At 72.0% G+C, this 19,628-nt stretch carries 17 protein-coding genes; 12 read left to right on the top strand and 5 right to left on the bottom strand.

The window, feature by feature from the left end; translation table 11 throughout:
- The first annotated feature begins 68 nt into the window (after positions 1 to 68).
- The 3 genes from ACIBTX_RS09250 (at position 69) to ACIBTX_RS09240 (ending at position 1,754) form a co-directional block, all read left to right on the top strand.
- Positions 69 to 770, top strand: a complete 702-nt coding sequence (locus tag ACIBTX_RS09250; protein WP_357170957.1) for a VOC family protein — start codon at positions 69 to 71, stop codon at positions 768 to 770.
- A gap of 187 nt (positions 771 to 957) precedes the next feature.
- Complete coding sequence (locus ACIBTX_RS09245) at positions 958 to 1,389, top strand: hypothetical protein (protein WP_355624547.1); 432 nt, start codon at positions 958 to 960, stop codon at positions 1,387 to 1,389.
- Positions 1,390 to 1,436: 47 nt separating this feature from the next.
- Positions 1,437 to 1,754, top strand: a complete 318-nt coding sequence (locus ACIBTX_RS09240; protein WP_357128251.1) for a hypothetical protein — start codon at positions 1,437 to 1,439, stop codon at positions 1,752 to 1,754.
- A gap of 364 nt (positions 1,755 to 2,118) precedes the next feature.
- Here ACIBTX_RS09240 and ACIBTX_RS09235 read toward each other — a convergent pair whose 3' ends face one another.
- Entirely contained in the window at positions 2,119 to 2,829 is a 711-nt protein-coding gene (locus ACIBTX_RS09235) for an HAD family hydrolase (RefSeq protein WP_357170955.1), read from the bottom strand.
- A 213-nt stretch (positions 2,830 to 3,042) separates the two neighbouring features.
- Between ACIBTX_RS09235 and ACIBTX_RS09230 the strand changes: the two genes are divergently transcribed.
- Positions 3,043 to 3,684 carry a hypothetical protein gene (locus tag ACIBTX_RS09230; RefSeq protein ID WP_396832295.1) on the top strand — a complete coding sequence of 214 codons (642 nt, stop codon included), beginning with the start codon at positions 3,043 to 3,045 and terminating at the stop codon, positions 3,682 to 3,684.
- Positions 3,685 to 3,701: 17 nt separating this feature from the next.
- On the opposite strand, the gene ACIBTX_RS09225 is transcribed toward ACIBTX_RS09230, so the two are convergent.
- The gene (locus tag ACIBTX_RS09225) at positions 3,702 to 4,277 is read right to left on the bottom strand and encodes a TetR/AcrR family transcriptional regulator (RefSeq protein WP_357170951.1); all 576 of its coding nucleotides are present in this window, start codon (positions 4,275 to 4,277) and stop codon (positions 3,702 to 3,704) included.
- 177 nt (positions 4,278 to 4,454) lie between these two features.
- On the opposite strand from ACIBTX_RS09225, the gene ACIBTX_RS09220 reads away from it, so the two are divergent.
- Entirely contained in the window at positions 4,455 to 5,657 is a 1,203-nt protein-coding gene (locus ACIBTX_RS09220) for a low temperature requirement protein A (RefSeq protein ID WP_357170949.1), read from the top strand.
- Between the two features lie 13 nt (positions 5,658 to 5,670).
- On the opposite strand, the gene ACIBTX_RS09215 is transcribed toward ACIBTX_RS09220, so the two are convergent.
- A complete protein-coding gene (locus ACIBTX_RS09215; protein WP_357128237.1) occupies positions 5,671 to 6,546 on the bottom strand; it encodes an RNA polymerase sigma-70 factor in 876 nt (291 codons plus the stop codon).
- Between the two features lie 158 nt (positions 6,547 to 6,704).
- Here ACIBTX_RS09215 and ACIBTX_RS09210 point away from each other — a divergent pair, with 158 nt between their 5' ends.
- The gene (locus ACIBTX_RS09210) at positions 6,705 to 7,088 is read left to right on the top strand and encodes a DoxX family protein (RefSeq protein WP_357128234.1); all 384 of its coding nucleotides are present in this window, start codon (positions 6,705 to 6,707) and stop codon (positions 7,086 to 7,088) included.
- A gap of 40 nt (positions 7,089 to 7,128) precedes the next feature.
- Positions 7,129 to 7,497 (top strand): hypothetical protein, encoded by a 369-nt coding sequence (locus ACIBTX_RS09205; protein WP_396832294.1) that lies wholly within the window; start codon positions 7,129 to 7,131, stop codon positions 7,495 to 7,497.
- Between the two features lie 301 nt (positions 7,498 to 7,798).
- Here ACIBTX_RS09205 and ACIBTX_RS09200 read toward each other — a convergent pair whose 3' ends face one another.
- Complete coding sequence (locus ACIBTX_RS09200) at positions 7,799 to 8,098, bottom strand: ribosomal protein L7/L12 (RefSeq protein WP_357170946.1); 300 nt, start codon at positions 8,096 to 8,098, stop codon at positions 7,799 to 7,801.
- Positions 8,099 to 8,288: 190 nt separating this feature from the next.
- Positions 8,289 to 10,994 carry an MGH1-like glycoside hydrolase domain-containing protein gene (locus tag ACIBTX_RS09195; protein ID WP_396832293.1) on the bottom strand — a complete coding sequence of 902 codons (2,706 nt, stop codon included), beginning with the start codon at positions 10,992 to 10,994 and terminating at the stop codon, positions 8,289 to 8,291.
- Positions 10,995 to 11,036: 42 nt separating this feature from the next.
- Between ACIBTX_RS09195 and ACIBTX_RS09190 the strand changes: the two genes are divergently transcribed.
- The 5 genes from ACIBTX_RS09190 to ACIBTX_RS09170 all read left to right on the top strand — a co-directional run bounded on the left by ACIBTX_RS09190 (position 11,037) and on the right by ACIBTX_RS09170 (position 18,938).
- On the top strand, positions 11,037 to 12,980 hold the full coding sequence (locus tag ACIBTX_RS09190; RefSeq protein ID WP_357128222.1) for an amylo-alpha-1,6-glucosidase: 1,944 nt from the start codon (positions 11,037 to 11,039) through the stop codon (positions 12,978 to 12,980).
- Positions 12,981 to 13,117: 137 nt separating this feature from the next.
- A complete protein-coding gene (locus tag ACIBTX_RS09185; RefSeq protein ID WP_357128219.1) occupies positions 13,118 to 14,452 on the top strand; it encodes a glycosyltransferase family 4 protein in 1,335 nt (444 codons plus the stop codon).
- A gap of 83 nt (positions 14,453 to 14,535) precedes the next feature.
- A complete protein-coding gene (locus tag ACIBTX_RS09180; protein ID WP_396832292.1) occupies positions 14,536 to 16,269 on the top strand; it encodes a serine/threonine-protein kinase in 1,734 nt (577 codons plus the stop codon).
- 118 nt (positions 16,270 to 16,387) lie between these two features.
- On the top strand, positions 16,388 to 18,025 hold the full coding sequence (locus ACIBTX_RS09175; protein WP_396832291.1) for a serine/threonine-protein kinase: 1,638 nt from the start codon (positions 16,388 to 16,390) through the stop codon (positions 18,023 to 18,025).
- Between the two features lie 103 nt (positions 18,026 to 18,128).
- Entirely contained in the window at positions 18,129 to 18,938 is an 810-nt protein-coding gene (locus ACIBTX_RS09170) for a metal-dependent hydrolase (protein ID WP_357128210.1), read from the top strand.
- The last annotated feature ends 690 nt before the right edge of the window (positions 18,939 to 19,628 follow it).

Here is a 19,628-nt window from a genome sequence, read left to right as displayed (position 1 = left end):
GGCGAGTGGCGCTGGATCCGTCACGCGGCGTCCCCCACGGGCGTGCCCGGAGCGGGCATGCTGGGACGATGATCGCTCGTTTCAAGGACCTCTGTCTGGACGCCGCCGACGCGCTCGCCCTGGGCGGCTTCTGGGCGCGGGTGCTCGACGCCGACGTCGCCGACGCGGGTGACGGCGACACCAGGATCGACCCTCGTTCGGCGCGGTCGGCCGCCGAGTCGATCTGGGTGAACCGGGTGCCCGAGCCCCGGGTCGGCCGTACCCGCGTACACCTGGATCTGCGGTTGGCCGACGCGGACACGGCGGCGCTGCTCGCGGCCGGCGCGCGGTCGGTGCGCGAGCCGGACGGCGACGTCGAGCGGTGGGTGCTGGCCGACCCGGAGGGCAACCAGTTCTGCGTGCTCCCGGCCGGCGGCGAGGCCCGGCCGGGCCCGGTCGAGTTGGTGGTGGCCGCCGTCGACCCGGCGGCGCAGGCGGCGTGGTGGGCCGGCCTGCTGGGCGGCACGACCGGGGCCGGGCCGAACACCACGTCGCTGCACGACGCCGCCGGTTTCCCGTGGCAGGCGTGGGTGTTCGACGGGGTCGACGAGCCCAAGACCGTGAAAAACCGGATGCACTGGGACGTCGAAATGACGGCCCCGGAGCCGACCGCGCTGCTCGACGCGGGTGCGACGCTGCTGCGTGAGCCGGTCGACCGGGCGCGCTGGTGGGTGCTGGCCGACCCGGAGGGCAACGAGTTCTGCGCCTTTTCGCCGTCGACCACCGGGTGAACGACCGACTACCGAGCGCGGGCGCGGTGCACTAGCGTCTTTCCCAGCGCCGCAGCCAGCGCGTTCGCCGCCGCCGTCGACACGCCTCCGGCCGACCCAGCCTGCCCGATCGGTTGGTTATCGCGGGAACGCCCCTCCGCCACTGCACCGGTTCGGCAGGATCGTCCCCAACGAGGGAGGTGCCGCCGTGCAGGACACCCGCGCTCTCGCCCTGACGTTCGAGGTGAGCGGCCTGCCACCGGTCAAGACCGAAGCGTTGTCCATCTTCGCCGCCGGGCACCGGCAGGCGACGAGGGTCCGCACCCTGCTCCAGGCCGCCCTGGGCGCGGCCCAGCGCACCGGCTGGACGCCGTTGCCCGGGCCGATCGAGGTGGACGTGGTTCTGCGGTGCCCGCCCGGGCACCGTACGTCCGACGCCAGCACCCTGCTCGGCGGCGTCTGCGCCGTGCTCCAGGACAAGAAGCGCGTCGCCACCATCGGCCTGGCGCATCTCGGCGTCCTGGTGGACGTCGCCCTCTACGACGACGACCGGCAGATCCGCCGGTTGTCGTACCACGAGGAACCGGCGGAAGACTTCTCCTACCAGGTGCGGGTCGCCGCCGTACCGACCGGAGTTTGACCGACGGCCGCGGTGGGGTATCGCGGACGCCGACGAAGGGAGCACCGATGTCGGAGCCACATGTCACGCTCGACCCGCGCGGGCTCGATCCTGTGCAGCAGAAGCTGCGTGGCCCGCTGGAGGACCAGCTGACCTCGGCTCTCCAGGCGGCCACCGACCGGATCCGCGCCAGCTACGCGGGCGAGCCGGTCGAGCAGGTGTGCCAGCGGCTGTTGGACGAGACCCGCTCCGGGTTGCACCCCGACATCGCGGCCGGCTTCAACCCGGACATGGACGAGTTCTGCCGCGTGGCGATCTCGATCGTCCGCGGCGGCTCGGACGAGGCGGACGCCCGCCACACCGGCGACGGCCGGCACCGCGCCTAGGTTCTGTCTCACAAGGACTGGCCGGGTCAGGACCGGGTCCGCAACTACCCGGCCCTGACCCCCGGCCGTCCGACGGGGGAGCGGCAGCTCCGGCATTCACCACGCGCGTGGGCGTGGCACGACGCCACGCGGCTCGGTGGGGAGGCCCGGCCGCCCTGCACTCAGCTCCACGGTGCCCACCTGTCGGACGCCGGTGCGCCCCCGGCACACCCCGAAAGGCCGCGAACGCCGGCTCAGGCTAGGCGGATCGCGCCGGGCCGGACAAGCGCTGCCGGGCCCGCCGCGACGTGACTGATCTCAAGGGCGAAAAGCGGCACGTCCGCGTAACGCGACCATGATCGGCGACGCTGTTCGGATTCGACGGTCAGAAGTGGTCCAGCAAGTCCCGGAAGGCCGCGAGCCGCAGCACGCCGGTGTCGGTCGGGTCCAACTCGTCGTTCTCCAACACCCAGGTGTTCTCGTTCGGAATGAACACCGCGTTCAGCCCGGCCGCCCGGGCCGGCAGGATGTCCGACTTCGGGGAGTTGCCGATCATCCACGCCTGGGCCGGCTCGAACCCGTGCTCGCGGACCAGCCACCGGTACGTGTCGACGTCCTTCTCGGCCACGATGTGCGCGGCCCCGAAGTGGTGCAGCAGGCCGCAGGCGTCCAGCTTGCGCTGCTGCTCGGCCTGCTCCCCCTTGGTCAGCACCAGCAGCTCGTGCCGACCGGCCAACTCGTCGAGCGCGTCGGCCACGCCGGGCATCAGCTCCACCCGGTGCTCCACCAGCGCCAACGCGAGCCGGTCGATCTCCTTGCGCTCGGCGTCGGTGGCCGGCCGCTCGCGCAGCCGCTCCAGACAGTCGCCCAGGCTGCGCAGGAAGACCTTGCTGCCGTACCCGTGGGCCACCGTGTTGGCGCGTTCGATGTCGTCGAGGATCGTCCGGATCTCCACGCGGTCCAGGGTGGGGTGATCGAGCCAGGCCAGGAAGTCGTCGATCACCCGCTCGAAGACGACGTTGTTCTCCCACAGTGTGTCGTCCGCGTCGAAGATCAGCACCTGCGCCTGCCGTCGAGACGTTTCGCTGGCGGCCATCCCGTACCCTCCTCATGTTCCTCACGGCCGAACTGAGCGATCAGGATAGGCGCGTGATCACGACGGCGTCGTCCCGCGCCCGAGGGTGCGTCCGCCGGTGGAATTCGCGCACCGCCGACGGTCGTGAGGGATGTCGACGTGATCGTGCGACGCGGCGTCCCATCGGGCAGTCCCCGGCCGACCGGCTCGGGCCAGAAGCTTCAGGAGCACGGCATGATCACGGTGAGATGGTGGGCGGGCGCCGCGATGCTGGCCTGCGTCGGGACACTGCTGGGGTGCGGCGACGGAGACGACCGGGTGCCAGGTGCCGCAGCGGGGACGCCGACCCCGTCCGCTGCGGCACCGTCGAGCCCGGCACCGTCGAGCCCGGCACCGTCGAGCCCGGCGGCCCCGGCCGATCCGCTCCTGTCCGGCAAGCGGGAGATCAGCATGGTGCGGGTGCGGGGGTCCGGGAGCGAACTGGAACTCAGCGGCAGCCTGGTGGAGGGCGGCGACACCGGCGGTCGAGTCCTGTTCGTTCCGGTCCCGATCGGAGATGACCGGTACGTGATCAAGGCGTACGGCACCGCCGACGGTCATCCCGCCAACGACGACCCGTCGTGTTGGCAGGTGAACGGCCTGGACATCGAGCCGGAGCTGACCATCCAGGCCTCCACCTGCGACGCTGACGACCCCATCCAGCGGTTCACCATCATTGCCCAGGGCGACGGGACGTACGTGATCGGCAGCGAGTCCCGGACGCTGCAACACGCGCCCGGCAACGGTCTGGTCCTCAAGGAGCGCGGCGACGCCCCGCCACCCACCACGTTCCGGTTCGTCGACAAGGGCCCGTTCAAGCGCGAGCCCCTCAACTGAGACGGCGCGGCGGGCGATCAGGGCCATCTCAGCAGGCCTTCCGCGATCATCGCTTCCCGCTCCTCCTGCGCCTCGGGGCGCAGGCGACCCCCACGGGTGAGCATGACGACGCCGTGCAGCAGGCTCCAGCCCAGCTCGGCGAGGGTGTCCGGGTCACGGCCCTGGGCCAGCGGGAGCAGGGCCGCCCGCAGCGCGGCAAAGACGGCCCGTGGCGCCGCCGGCACCCCGGCCGCGCCGAGGGCGAGGTCCGGCGTCAGGGCGAGCATGGCGTCGTAGACAGCAGGATTGGCGTACGCGAAGTCGAGGTACGCGCCCGCCATCACCGCCCACGCCCGTTCGGGGTACGGGTTGTCCGCGTGCGCCGCGGTCAGCGCGGCGGCCAGGTCAGCGAAGCCGTGCACCGCGACGGCGGCCAGCACCGCCTCCTGGTCCGCGAAGTGCCGGTAGAGGTCGCCGACGTCCGTGTTGGCCCGTTCGGCTACCCGACGGGCGCTCAGGCCCAGCCAGCCCTCGGCCTCGGCCAACTCGCGGGCAGCGGTGACGATGAGGAGTCGCCGGTCCTGCTCGGTGGCCTCCTCGGCGGGTACGGACACCGGCCGAGCGTAACGACCAGCACTGTTCGCATCTGTCTCGTGACGGATTGGTGACTGATCGCCTGCTCCGGGGCCGTTCGCTGCCCCACCCGGTGGTGCGTCGTTAGGTGATCAGGTCACCGCGACGGGAGGGCACGTGGTCGTTCGACGGCGTCCGCCCGCCGAGGCGGTCGGCGGATGAGCAAGATGCCCGGCGGGGGGTTGGTGCGGGGCGCGGGCGCCCGCGAGCGGGCCACCTTCCTGGAGCTGTTCCTCGACCTCGTCTTCGTCTTCGCCCTCACCCGGATCTCCCTGCGGCTGATCGACGACTTCACCGGGGGTGGGCGCGGCACTCTCGCGGGCCTCGGTCAGGCACTGCTGCTCTTCCTGGCGCTGTGGAGCGTCTGGACACTGACGGTCTGGTCGACCAGTTGGCTCGACCCGGAGGCGATGATCGTCCAGACCGTCATCGTCATCACGATGGCGGGCGCGATGACGATGGCCGTCGCCGTACCCGACGGATTCGGCGCGCGGGCCTCGCTCTTCGCCATCACGCTCGTGGCACTCCAGGTCGCACGGGTGGGGTACTTCCACATCGCCGGCCACGGTGGCCCCGACCCACACCAGTCCGTCCGGATCGTGTTCTGGCTCAGCCTGCACGCGCCGTTCTGGATCGTCGGTGGGCTCGTGAACGACGGCGACGTTCGCGGTTGGCTCTGGGCTGTCGCCGTCCTGGTGGACTACACCGGGTCGTACCTCGGGTGGCCGACCCCGGGACTCGGCGCGCAGCGACTCGGCATGCAGGGACTCGCCGCCGAGCACCTGGCCGAGCGCTACCAGCAGTTCCTGCTCATCGCGCTCGGCGAGGCCATCTTCGTCATCGGACTGGCGTTCAGCGGCAGCAGCTTCCATGCCGCGCAGACCGCCGCCTTCGTGCTGGCGCTGGCGACGACGGTCCTGCTGTGGCGGATCTACTTCCACCTGGCCGGCGGGACGCTGGACGCCGCCATCGGCAGCTCCCGTGACGCCGCCCGGCTCGCCACGCAGATGGCGTTCGCGCACCTGGCGATGATCGCCGGGATCGTGCTGACCGGCGTGGGGATGGAGCTGTACATCACCAAGCCGCTCGGCCACCTCCCGCCGACCTGGCTGATCGCCATCCTCGGCGGCCCGGCGCTCTTCCTCGCCGGACGGGCGGCCCTGGAATACCAGGTGTTCGACCGGATCTCCCGGTCCCGGACAGCCGGCCTGCTGGCCCTCGCCCTGCTGGTTCCGGTGGCACTCCCCCTGCGTCCGCTCGCCGTCGGCGCGGCCGCCGCACTGGCGCTGCTCGGCGTCGCCGCCGTGGACACCCGACGATCCCGTGACCGGCCCCGCGAAGCCGCCAGGCCACCGTTCTGACCCGCGTGGTCGTTCACCGGCGCAGCGCCGTGGCCTGGCGCATGTGCGACAGCTTCTCGGGATTGCGGACGGCGTACAGCCCGGTGACGATTCCGTCGTCGAGACGCACCGTCAGGACGGTGTCGAGTTCGCCGTCGAACCGGACGATCAGCGCCGGACAGCCGTTGACCTCGGCCGGGTGCAGCGACAGCCCGGCGACCTCCACCTGCCGGGAGGCCAGCAGACGGGCCACCTTGTCCGCGCCGACGACAGGCCGCAGTACCGCCTGCTTGATGCCGCCGCCGTCGCCCAGCAGGACGACGTCGGGCGCCAGGATGTCGAGCAGACCCTGCACGTCGCCCAGATCGACGGCCCGCTGGAACGCCTCCAACGCGCGCCGCGCCTCGGTCGCGGAGACCACACCGCGCGGTCGACGCGCGGCGACGTGCGCCCGTGCCCGGTGGGCGATCTGGCGAACGGCGGCGGGGCTCTTCCGCACGGTCGCGGCGATCTCGTCGTAGTCCACCTCGAACACCTCCCGCAGGACGAACACCGCCCGTTCGGTCGGGCCGAGCGTCTCCAGCACGAGCAGCATCGCCGTCGAGACGTGCTCCGCCAGCTCGACGTCGTCGGCGACGTCGGGTGTGGTCAGCAGCGGCTCGGGCAGCCAGGAGCCGACATAGGACTCCCTGCGCCGACCGATCGTCCGCAGCCGGTTGAGGGACTGGCGGGTGGTGATCCGGACCAGGTAGGCGCGCTCGTCCCGGACCGCCGCGTGGTCGGCGTCCGCCCACCGCAGCCAGGTCTCCTGGAGTACGTCCTCAGCGTCGGCCGCCGAGCCGAGCATCTCATAGGCCACCGTGAAGAGCAGGTTCCGGTGCGTGACGAACGCGTCCACGGCGGAATCCACCCGCGCCTCCTGTCCTCGACGTCGCTTCACCACCATCCGACACCGGTCGACGGTCTCCTGTGACACCACGGGCCTGTGCGGCACATCACCCACCGGGATGAGTCACAGCCACCGGGCCGGCGGTGTCTCCTGGTCGACCCCGACCGAAGGGAACGTCCATGAACATCGTGCTGTGGATCGCGGCCGGACTGCTGGCCACGGTGGCGCTGGCCGGCGGCATCACCAAGATCTTCGTACCCCGCAAGAAGCTGGCCTCGCACCGCGGCGGCGGGTGGACCGGGAACGCCAGCGACGGCTTCGTCAAGACCCTGGGGGTGCTCGAACTCCTGGCCGCCGTCGGCCTGATCCTGCCGGCCGTGCTCGACATCGCACCGGTCCTGGTGCCGGTCACCGCCATCTGCTGGATCGTGCTGATGATCGGCGCGATGATCACCCACCTGCGCTACGACGAGGCGAGGTTCGTCGCGGTGAACGCGGTGTACCTCGCCCTGGCCGCCTTCGTGGCCTGGGGTCGGCTCGGCCTCGAACCCTTCACCGGCTGACGTTCACTGGATCTCCACACCGCCTCGCTAGCCTGGCGCGATGACATCACCTCGACGCCTTCTCCTGGCCGGGCTCGGCGTCGTGGGCCTGCTGGCCTGCGGTTGGGGCCTGTGGTTCGCGTCGCTGTGGGCGTTCGGCGACGAGGGCTCGCTGCCGCCGAAGTGGCGGATCCCGGACGTGCCCGCCGGGGCGACGGTCGTCGACGAGAGCGAGACGTGCGCCTCCGGCGGGTGCTCGTGGCAGGTTACGGTGGCGCCCCCGGCCGGCCAGTCAGCGGAGGAGCTGGCCGAGCGGATGGGCCTGTCCGAGCAGCAGGACCTGCCGCCGAAGCTGCTCGACCCCGGGTCCGTCTACGTGGTGGCGGAACCCCGGAACGGGCAGTTGATCATCTACGTCGGCTACGAGTAGTCCGACGGGTCGACGCCTGCTCGGCACAGTGCCCCGCACCCGCATGATCGTGCTTGATCCAGGATGTAGTGGCCTCCCGCGCCGAGGACACCACTACAACAAGGATCGAGCACGATCATGCCGCGCCCGTCCCGAGACCCGCACAGATTCGGCGATGTTGCTGGCTCAGGCCGTCGTGATACAGCACCATCACCGTGGTTGCACGGATCTTGCGGCGCAGCGGCGCTCACGGCGCAGCGGCGCTCACGGCGCAGCGCGGCAAGGGTCGGTGTCAGCGGCGACGGCCTACCAGGGCTGACAATCAGCCCAGGCCGCGCTGCCGGGCGAGCAACTCGACGGCGTCCTTGGCCTCCCGCAAACCGGCACCGGTCGCCTCCCGGTATGCCTTGATGGCCTGGATCTTGCGGCCGGCGAGCAGCTCTTGCAGGACCGCCCCGGGGGCCTCAAGCTCCGGCTCGTGGATGTCGAGGTGCGCCATGATCAGATCCAGCTTGCGCTCGACCACGGCGAGCCGGCGAGCCAGCTGATCCGCGTCGGAACGACGGCCACCCCCAGCGACCAGGAACACGAGCACGAGCGACAACACGACGGCGATGGGCACTGTCCACTCCATAACGCGCCATTGAACACCGGCGCGGGTACTGACCGCACACCCGCACGCGTGATCCGCACACTTTCGGTGAAGTTGCTGCTTCCGGCCGCCGTGATGCAGCAGCATCACCGAAGTTGCGCGGATCTTGCGGGCACGGGCGTGGGCACGGGCACGGGCACGGGCACGGGCACGGGCTGGATCAACGGCGCAGGGTGAGGATCAGGTCGGCGACCAGAGCCGTCCAGCCGGTCTGGTGCCAAGCGCCCAGTCCGGCGCCGTTGTCGCCGTGGAAATACTCGGGGAAGGCGACCAGGTCCCGCCAGTCGGGGTGGGTCTGGAACAGCCGCGCCGCGCCGTAGATCGGTCGGCGACCCCAGTCGTCCTGGGTGAAGAGCGAGATCAGTCTCCTCGACAGGTCGTCGGCGATCTCGTCCAGCGAGAGCTTCACCCCCGAGCGCGTCGGATACTCCACCTGGAGGTAGTCCCCGAAGAACGCGGCGTAGTCGCGCAGCGCGCTGATCAGCAGGAAATTCGTCGGCATCCAGATCGGCCCGCGCCAGTTCGAGTTGCCGCCGAACAGGCCGCTCGTCGACTCGGCCGGCTCGTAGCCCACGGAGAACTCCTGCCCGCCGAGATTGACTGAGAACGGCTTGTCCAGGTGTGCGCGGGACAACGTACGGAGGCCGAAGTCGGAGAGGAACTCGTCGGTGTCGAGCATCCGGGCGAGCAGCCGGACCACCTGCTCCTGACCGACCATGGACAGCAGCCGCTGCTGGCGGCCGTCCGGGCCGATCCGTCGGGTGCCGATGACCTCGGCGTACTCCGGGCGGTTGGTGAGGAACCAGCGCAGCCGCGCGCCCAGCTCCGGCAGGTGGTGCAGGGTCTTGGCGGTGAGGCGGGTGGTGGCGGCCAGCGGCAGCAGCCCGACCACCGAGCGGACCTTCAGCGGCACCTTCGTGCCGTCGGCGAGCCGCAGCACGTCGTAGAAGAACGCGTCCTCGTCGTCCCACAGCCCCTGCTCGTACGCGGCGGCGGCGATGTAGAGGAAGTGCTCGAAGAACTTGGTGGCCGTGTCCACCCAGGTCCGGTCGTGTTCGGCCAGCACGATGGCCATGTCGAGCAGGTTGAGCGCGTACATGGCCATCCAGCCGGTGCCGTCGGACTGCTCCAGCACGCCGGCCACCGGCAGCGCCGCCGAGCGGTCGAACGGTCCGACGTTGTCCAGCCCGAGGAAGCCGCCCTCGAAGACGTTGTTGCCGCCGGTGTCCTTGCGGTTGACCCACCAGGTGAAGTTGAGCAGCAGCTTGTGCATCACCCGGCCCAGGAACTCGAAGTCCTTACCGCCGTCGATCTCGAACACCTTGAGCGCCGCCCAGGCGTGCACCGGCGGGTTCACGTCGCCGAACGCCCACTCGTACGCCGGGATCTGCCCGTTGGGGTGCAGGTACCACTCGCGTAGCAGGAGCAGGATCTGCTCCTTGGCGAAGCCGGGGTCGACCCGGGCGATGCTCACGCAGTGGAAGGCCAGGTCCCAGGCCGCATACCAGGGGTACTCCCAGGGGTCGGGCATGGAGATCACGTCGAAGCTGGTCATGTGCCACCAGGCGCTGTTGCGCCCGTGCCGACGCCCGGCCGGCGGTGTCGACCCGGGGTCGCCGTCCAGCCAGCGTTTGACGTCGAAGTGGTAGAACTGCTTGCCCCACATCAGTCCCGCGATGGCCTGCCGGGCGACGAGCGCCTCGTCGGCGGTGGCGGCCTCTGGGATCACGTTGGCGAAGAAGCGGTTCGCCTCGGCCCGCCGGGCCCACACCACCGACTCGAAGCCGTCGCGCAGGTCGGCCGGGGGCGGCGGGGCGGCGGCCGGAGGCGACGCGGTACGGGTCAGCCGCAGCCGGATCTGGCGCTGACCGCCGGCCGGCACGTCGAGCACGTAGTGCAGCGCGCCCTTGGTGCCCTCGCGGGCCGGGTTGACGGTGGGCGCGCCGTTGACGACGTGGTCGTTGATGCCGTCCTTCGGGTACGGCGAGCGACCCGCCAGGCCCCAGAGCCGCTCGGCGTTGGTGTCGTTGTCGCAGAGCAGCGGCACCGGGCCACCGTCGCCTTCGAGCAGCAGTTGCCCGAGCACCCGGTGCTCGCCGACCAGCCGGGTGCCCTCCCCGGTCAGCCGGGGAATCCGGTCGCCGCCGGGCAGCCCCCAGGCCCAGGTGTTGCGGAACCACAGGGTGGGCAGCACGTGCAGGGTCGACGCCGCGTCGCCCCGGTTGGCGACGGTGATCACCATGCACAGGTCGGTCGGGGACGCCTTGGCGTAGTCGACGGTCACCGCCCAGTACCGGTCGTCGTCGAAGATCCCGGTGTCCACCAGCTCGTACTCGGTGTCGTCCCGGCCGCGCAGCGCGTTCACCGCGACGAGTTCGTCGTACGGGAAGGCGGCCTGCGGGTAGTGGTAGCGCCAGCGCATCCAGGAGTGCGTCGGGGTGCTGTCGAGGTACCACCAGTACTCCTTGGCGTCCTCCCCATGGTTGCCGCTGTCACCACCGAGGCCGAACATCCGCTCCTTGAGGATCGGGTCCTTGCCGTTCCAGAGCGCCAGGGCGAACGCGAACGTCTGTCGGTCGTCGCAGACGCCGGCCATGCCGTCTTCATTCCACCGGTAGGCTCTGGACCGCGCATGGTCGTGTGGGAAGTAGTCCCACGCCGTACCGTGCTCGCTGTAGTCCTCCCGTACCGTCCCCCACGCCCGTTCGGACAGATAGGGACCCCATGCACGCCAGTCCTGCTCCCCCGAGTCGGCCTGGGCGAGCCGAAGCCGCTCAGCGTCGGGTGGCGAGGCGTCGGAGGACGATCCGTCAGTGATCACGTGCACATCTTTGACGTCGCCGCGGTACTTCACCACAGCGGCCATTCTCGCCGTGGCGTGTTACACCTCGACGGCGGTGGAGGAAAGTTGATCGACATTATTTTCGGACCGCAGGTCTGCGGCGACCTGACCAGCGCGTCCAGCCGGGAGTGGCTGGTGCCCGACGGCCTCGGCGGGTACGCGATGGGCACCGTCGGCGGGTTGCGGACCCGTCGCTACCACGGCCTTCTGGTGGTGCCGGGCGATACGCCGGCGTCCCGCCAGGTGGGACTGGTCAGCCTCGACCCGGCCGTCACCCTGCCGTCCGGGGCGCGGGTACGCCTCGGCGCGCACGAGTGGTCCTCCGGCGACGTCGACCCGCGCGGATTCGAGCTGCTGGAGCGCTTCGAGCTGGTCGACGGGCTGCCCCGCTGGCGGTGGCGGATCGGCGCGGTCGTCATCGAACGCGAGCTGGCCATGCTGCCCGGCCGCTCCTGCGTGGCCGTGGTGCACCGGCTGGTCGCCGGCGGTCCGGTACGGCTGGAGCTGTCCGCCGCCTGCACCTGGCGCGACGCGCACGGCGAGCGGCGGGCTGACGGGCCGACGCCGCAGGTCGAGGCGGTGGCCGACGGCGCGGTGGTCGAGGGCGCATATCGGCTGGCCGGACCCGGCTGGACGCCGGAGGGGCAGTGGTGGCTGGGCGTGCACCACCGCGAGGAGGCCAACCGGGGCCTGCACCCGGACGAGGACGTCTGGTACGCGGGCCGCTTCGCCGGCGATCTGGAACGCCCCGGTGACACGGTGTCGGTGCGGGCCTGGGCCGCTCCGCTGGACGAGGAGCCGCCGCCAGCCGTCGAGATCGTGGCGACGGCCCGGCGACGCAACCGGCAGGTGGTGGCGACGGCGAAGCCGGCCGACGACGTGGACGCGACGCTGGCGCTGGCCGCCGACGCGTTCGTGGTCCGTACCCGGCAGGCGGCGGTCGACGTGGTGGCCGGCTATCCCTGGTTCGGGGCCTGGTCGCGGGACACGATGATCTCGTACGAGGGGCTGTTCCTCTGCACGGGTCGGGCCGCCGAGGGGCGGGAGCTGCTGCGGGCGTACGCGGCGACCCTCTCCGAGGGGATGCTCGCCAACACGGCCGACACCGGCCGGGTGGAGTACAACACCGTCGACGGCACCCTCTGGTTCCTGCACGCGGTGAGCCGGCACGTGACGGTCACCGGCGACACCGATCTCGGCGACGAGCTGCTGCCCGCGCTGCGCGGGGTCATCGACGCGCACGTCGCCGGCACCCGGTACGGGATCGCCGTCGACCCGGCCGACGGGCTGCTCACCCAGGGCGCCCCGGGCACCGCCCTGACCTGGATGGACGCCCGGGTCTACGGCGTGCCGGTCACCCCGCGCACGGGCAAGCCCGTCGAGGTCAACGCGTTGTGGATCAACGGGCTGGCCGGGCTCGCCGAGTTGACCGAGCTGGCCGGGCAGGACGCGGGCGAGCTGTGGCGACTACACGGGCGGGCCACCACCTCGTTCCGGGAGCGGTTCCCCGCCCCGACCGGGTGGCTGCACGACGTGCTGGACGCGCCCGCGCCGGCGTACCCGCTGGGTGGGGCCGCCCTGCACGACGACGACGCGCTGCGGCCCAACCAGTTGCTGGCCTGGTCGTTGCCGTTCGCGCCGCTGGAGCCGGACGAGGCGACGCTGCGCCGGGTCGCGAACGGGCTGCTCACCCCGCTCGGGCCGCGCAGCCTCGCGGAGGATGCGGCCGAGTTCGTGGGTCGCCACCGGGGCGGCCCGGCCGAGCGGGACGGCGGCTACCACCAGGGCACGGTGTGGCCGTGGCTGCTCGGCCCGTACGTGGACGCCACTCGTCGGGGCAAGATGCCAGTCGATGACGCATTGATTGGCATTGAGTCCCATCTGACCGAATATGGGCTAGGATCGGTAAGTGAGACGGCCGACGGTGTCGCGCCGCACTCCGCGACCGGCTGCCCGTTCCAGGCGTGGTCGGTGGCCGAGTTGCTGCGGGTGCGCCGAAAAGGCCAGTAGCGCTTTACATGACCGCAACGGCGGTGTCTCCGCTGGTTATCTCGGCGCCGGCAGGATTGGCCCCGATCCAGACGCGACGGCGACATCGACTCCGGTGTCGGTCGGCGCGCGCCCGGGGACAACTCAAAGGGGGCCGCATGTCACCCGATGCCCACGTGATCGACATCAACCCCGCCCGCCAGCTACGGGTGCTGATGCTGTCGTGGGAGTACCCGCCGGTGCTCGTCGGCGGCCTCGGCCGCCACGTCCACGCCCTGTCCGTGGCCCTGGCCGCCGCCGGGCACGAGGTCACCGTCGTCACCCGCCACGCCGAGGGCGCACCCCTGGAGGAGTACGCCGACGGCGTCCGCATCCTGCGCGCCCCCGAAGACCCCGTCGCCTTCCCCCTGGCCACCGGCTCCCTGCTGGCGTGGACCATGGCGTTCAACCACACCCTCACCCGCACCGCCCTGCGCGCCACCCAGGCCGGCGCCTACGACGTCATCCACGCCCACGACTGGCTCGTCGCCCACACCGCCGTGACGCTGTCCGAACATCTCGACCTGCCGCTGGTCACGACCATGCACGCCACCGAGGCCGGGCGACACCAGGGCTGGCTGCCCGAGGAGATGAACCGCACCATCCACGGCGTCGAACACTGGCTCAGCGGGGCCTCCACCCGCGTGATCACCTGTTCGGGTTACATGCGCGACCAGGTCAGCTCGCTGTTCGACGTACCGGGCGGGCTGGTCGACGTGGTCCCCAACGGGGTCGACGACCGGGCGTGGCGGGCCCGACCACGCGCGGTCGCGTCGGCCCGCGCCCGGTTCGCCGCGGACGGTCCGCTGGTCGGGTACGCCGGCCGGCTGGTCTACGAGAAGGGCGTCCAGCACCTCGTGCACGCGGTGCCCCGACTGCGCGAGCGGCACCCCGGGCTGCGCGTGGTGATCGCCGGCGACGGCCCGTACCGCCCCGAGTTGGAGGCCGAAGCCCGTCGCCTGGCGCTCGGCTCGACCGTCCGCTTCACCGGCTTCCTCGACGCCACCCAACTGCCGGCGGTGCTCGGCGCCACCGACGCGACGGTGGTCCCCAGCCTCTACGAGCCGTTCGGCATGGTGGCCCTGGAGGCCGCGGCGGCCGGAGCGCCCCTCGCGGTAGCCCGTACCGGCGGCCTCGCCGAGATCGTCGAGCCCGGCGTCACCGGCGTGACGTTCCCGCACAGCGACCCGGTCGCCCTCGCGGGCGCGGTCGACCGACTGCTCGGCGACGAGGTCTTCGCCCGGCGGGTCGCCCGACGGGCCCGGACCATGGTCGGCGAACGCTACGGATGGGCCACCATCGCGGCCCGCACCGCCGCCAGCTACGCCACCGCCCGCCGCGAACACGGCCCGCTCCAGGCTCGCCGGGCCGCCGCCCGACTGGCCGGCGGACGGCACCGGATCGCCATTCCGGAGGGCAATCTGCTCGCCGCCGCCGACCACGCCGCCTGCTGAGATTCGTCGGACGACCTATAGGTACCTTCCGATCCGCTGGTTAGGGTGTACACCGGACAGCGGCCGAGGAGGAGCGTGCGCAGGTGCTGATCGCCGGTCGGTACCGGCTGCTCGACCTGGTGGGCCGCGGCGGCATGGGTCGGGTTTGGCGGGCCCGCGACGAGATGCTGCACCGCGAGGTCGCGGTCAAGGAGGTCGTACCGCCGAACTGGCTGGCCGACCACGAGCGGGCCGAGCTGCGCTCGCGCACCCTGCGCGAGGCGCGCACCGCGGCCCGGCTCAACCACCCCGCCGTGGTCCGGCTCTACGACGTCGTCCAGGTCGAGGGCAGTCCGTGGATCGTGATGGAGTACGTCCCGTCGCGCACCCTGCAGGACGTCCTCGACGCCGAAGGGCCCCTGGAGCCGGCCCGCGCCGCCCGGATCGGCCTGGCCCTGCTCGACGCCCTGGAGGCCGCGCACACGGCCGGGGTGCTGCACCGCGACATCAAGCCGCAGAACGTGCTGGTCGCCCACGACGGCCGGGTGATGCTCACCGACTTCGGACTGGCCACCTTCGACGGCGGGGACGGCGCGATGACCCGCCCCGGGATGGTGCTCGGCTCCCCGCAGTACGTCGCGCCGGAGCGGGCCGCGGAGGGAGTGTCCACGGTGGCCGCCGACCTGTGGTCGCTGGGCGCCACCCTGCACGCCGCCGTGGAGGGCCGCTCCCCGTACGCCCGCAGCAACGCGATGGCCACCCTCAGCGCGCTGGCGGCCGGTCCACCGGACCCGGCCCCGCACGCCGGTCCGCTCGCGCCGGTACTCGACGGGCTGCTACGCCGCGACCCGCACGACCGTCTCGACCACGACGAGGCCCGCCGGCTGCTCAGCGCCGCCGCAGGCCCGACCGGCATCTCGTCCACTTCCGGGGAGGTGACCCACTCCACCGCCCCGCAGCCCGTGCCCGACCCGATCGGCTCCGGCGTCGACCCACCCGGAGACGCTCCTCTCGATGATCGCCCGAGCGACGAGCCGGACGTCCGGTACCCGCCGGACGCCGCCACCGGCACGACGGGGCGAGCGGCCCGCCGGCCAGCGGCCCGGCGGGCCGCGCTGGTCGTCACGGCACTGCTCGTGGCGGCCGCCGCCGGGGTGGGCACCGCGCTGGCCGTGGCCGGCGACGCCCCGACCGGCACCGCCGGGCCGACCACCACCCCGACCACGGGACAGGTGGACGACGGCCGAGGGCCGGACGGGGAGTACGGCGACGACCGGGGCGGCCCGCACCGCGGCGGTCCGGGTCGGCCGCCGCCCGGTGGCCGCGACGTGCCCCCGCCGCCGTTCCCCTGCGTCCGCCCCGACGTCGTCGGCGCGCCGGTCACGGTCGGGTCACCCGCCGCGGGCGAGCGGTTCCGGCCGCCAACGGGGTGGGTGTGGCATGCCGACACCACCGGCTTCCGGGTCTCCGTCCCGGCGACCTGGTACTACTCCCGGGAGGGCACGGTGGCCTGCTTCCAGGACCCGGCAACCGGCCGGGCGTTGAGCGTCGCCGAGGGCGGCGCGGCCGACCCGATGACCCGATTACGGGCGGCCCGCGACGAGGCCGCTCGGGCCGGCGCGCTGCCCGGCTACGACGAGATCCGGCTCGCCCCCGGCGACACCGGCGCGGAGTGGGAGTGTCGGTGGGACGCCCCGGACGGTCCGCGGATCCACGCCCGGCAACAGATTGTGGGTGAGTCGCTCTGGACTTTGGGTTGGATCACCGACGACCGCGACTGGAACACCGCGGACGGGGACTGGGCCATTCTGCGAAACAGTTTCCGACCACCCCGCTGACCTGCGCCGTATGGCCGTGCCCGGCCCCCCGTCCGGCGTGGATCGAGGCCGCTCAGCGGATGAGAAAATCGGCGACGGTGGCTATCGTGTAACGCAGGGTGACCGAGGGGGAGCGACCGTGCAGCAGTTGCTGATCGCGGGTCGGTACCGGCTGCTCGACCTGGTCGGCACCGGCGGGATGGGCCGGGTGTGGCTGGCCCGCGACGAGATGCTGCACCGGGACGTGGCGGTGAAGGAGGTCGTGCCGCCGGCCTGGCTGGCCGAGGCCGAGCGGGCGGAGCTACGGCTGCGCACGCTCCGCGAGGCGCGCACCGCCGCACGGCTCAACCACCCCAACGTCGTCCGGCTGTACGACGTGGTGCACGACGGCGAGAACCCGTGGATCGTGATGGAGTACGTGGCATCCCGGTCGGTGCAGCAGATCATCAACGCCGAGGGTCCGCTCAACCCCACCCGCACCGCCCAGATCGGGCTTGCGGTGCTCGCCGCGCTGCGGGCCGCGCACACCGCAGGTGTCCTGCACCGCGACGTGAAGCCGCACAACGTGCTGGTCGCCGACGACGGGCGGGTGGTGCTCACCGACTTCGGCCTCGCCACCTTCGACGGTGGTGACGGGGCGATGACCGGACCGGGCCTGGTCCTCGGCTCCCCGCAGTTCGTCGCACCCGAGCGGGCGCGCGACGGTGTGTCGGACCCGCGTACCGACCTGTGGTCGCTGGGCGCGACGCTCTACGCGACGGTCGAGGGGCAGTCCCCGTACGCCCGGTCCAGCGCGATGGCGACGCTCAGCGCGCTGGCCACCGAGCCGCCGGATCCGATGCGCCGGGCCGGCCCCCTGCGCCCGGTGATCAGCGGCCTGTTGCAGCGCGATCCCTGGCGGCGCTTGACCGCCGCCGAGGCCGAGCCGCTGCTGCGCGCGGCGGCAGCGGCGGCCGACCACGACCAGCCCCAGCCGGCACGGTCCACCGCGGTGGCGGCGGTCCGCGGCGCGGCCCGGGCCGCCGCGTCCGCCCCGGGCCGCGCTCCGGATCCCGCGCCGGACCCGGCGACGTCGATCCGTCGCCCGAGGGACCGCGCCGCGGGCCGACGCGGACGGGTCATCGCCTGGGGCGGGGCGGCGACCGCGGTGGCCCTGCTCGTCACCGGTGGCGTCACGGCGGCGCTGCTGCACCGTTCGGACGACCGCACGCCACCGTCCGGCTCCGGCGGCGGCGCGACCGCCACCCGACCGGCCGCGTTCGCCTGCGCCACGCCCCCGCCACCGACGGCCACGCCGGTGCCCTCGACCCCACCACCGAAGGACGCGCGGTACGGGCTACGGGACGGCTGGACCTGGTACACCGACCCGACCGGCTTCCGCATCGCCGCCCCGGTGGGCTGGGCACGCTGGACCGAAGGGGCGGTGACCTGCTTCCGGGAGCCCAGCGGTGCGCGCGTGCTCAGCGTCGAGGCGGGACCGGCACGGACCGATCCGCTGGCGCACCTGAGGGCCCAGGAGGAGCGGCTCGTCGCCGCCGACGCGCTCCCCGGCTACCGCAAGCTGGACATCTCCGCGCTGGACGTGTTCGACGGCGGGGCCCTCTGGGAGTGCAGTTGGGAGAACGCCGCCGGCGAACGGGTGCACAGCATCCGGCTGCTCGCCAACACCTCGGCCGGACACGCCTACACCGTCTCGTGGTTGACAAAGGAGTTCGACTGGCAGGTCAACGCGGCATACTTCGTGATGATCCGGCAGAGCTTCACGCCCACCCTCTGACACTGTCCGCTGTGGACGGGTTAACTGACGCCCCTGCGACACCGGTGCTGGCTACAGTGGCGTAGTTTTGGCGCTCAAGATCCCTGGGGAGGGTGAGCCGAAGATGATGGGACCGTCGCACGCGCTGTCCGGCGCGGCGGTATGGCTGGCCGGGTCCTGGGCGCTGGACCAGTTCGCCGACTACCACCAGTCGCCGCTGGCGCTGGCGGTGGGTACGGCGGTGTGCGCGGGTGGGGCGCTCTTTCCCGACCTCGACCTGTCCGGCAAGGTGACCCGCAACCAGGGTGGCGCTACCGTCGCCCGCACGTTCGGGGTCTTCTCGCTCTTCGTGGCCGAGGTGATGGAGAAGATCTCACTCGGCGTCTACTACGCGACGAAGCTCAGCAAGGACCCGCGTCGCAACAACGGGCACCGCACGCTCACCCACACGCTCCCGTTCACGCTGCTGGTCGGCTGGGGCACCACCGCGCTCTGCGCCGCGTACGGCAAGTGGGCGGTGATCACGATCCTGTTCTTCATGTTCGGCCTGGCCCTGCGCGGGCTCTTCGACGAGTGGGCCGAACGGGCCGGCTGGGTGATCGTGACGCTCGCGTCGGCCGGGGCCGCCTGGTTCACCTTCGCCAACCTGCCGGGCGGACGCGGTTATCCGCTGATCGGCACGGCCGTCGGGGTGGGCTGCCTCGTGCACATCCTCGGCGACATGATCACCAGGGCCGGGGTGCCGATCCTCTGGCCGATTCCGATCCGCCGCCGCATGTGGACGATGATCGGCCTCCCGAACAGCATCGCGCTGCGCACCGGCAGCAAGACCGAGGTCGTCGTCCTGCGCGCCGTGTTGACCGTGATCGTGGTGCTCTCCACCGCCGGCCTGATCGCGCCCTCAGTCCTACAACGCCTCAACATAGACGTATAAAACCCACCCCGCACCAGGCCACACCCCACCGCGCTCACCGCGCTCACCGCGCTCACCGCGCTCACCGCGCCGATCTTGCACTTGCGGATGCCGATCCGTCCTGCTTCGCGCCCTATGTCGCCGCAGAAAGTGCAAGATCGACGCGATGCGGGGCGCCGCCGACGTCAAGATCGCACTCGATCCAGGATGTAGTGGCCTAACGTCGCGCTGACACCACCAGATCCTGGATCGAGTGCGATCTTGCCGCGCTGTCCGGGCGAGGGCCAGGCAGGACTTAACCGCTCGCGCCGATCTTGCAGTTACGGTCGACGGAGTGTTGAGGTTTGCGCGTTTTGTCGGCGCAGAAAACGCAAGATCGACGCGCCTCGCGCCTCGCGCCTCGCGCCTCGCGCCTCGCGCCCCGCGCCCCGCGCCCCGCGCCCCGCGCCCCGCGCCCCGCGCCCCGCGCCCCGCGCCCAAGATCCTCACAACATCACCGAAGTTGCTGCCTCAGCCTCGCCGGAGACAGCAACATCAGTGAAGTTGCTGCCCCGGCACGCCGAGGCGCGCCCAGACACGTGCTCCACACAGCGCAGCCGTGCCCTGGCGGGCATCTGCGGATCGCCGGTGCCAGCTCGCCGACTCCTTTTCGACATCGGCTATTGACGGTGCCGTAACACGTGACCTAGCGTCTGTCGAAACGTTTCGTCG

It is taken from the genome of Micromonospora sp. NPDC049359, assembly GCF_044466585.1.
Classification (GTDB): Bacteria; Actinomycetota; Actinomycetes; order Mycobacteriales; family Micromonosporaceae; genus Micromonospora.
This window is presented reverse-complemented; position numbering and strand designations above follow the sequence as displayed.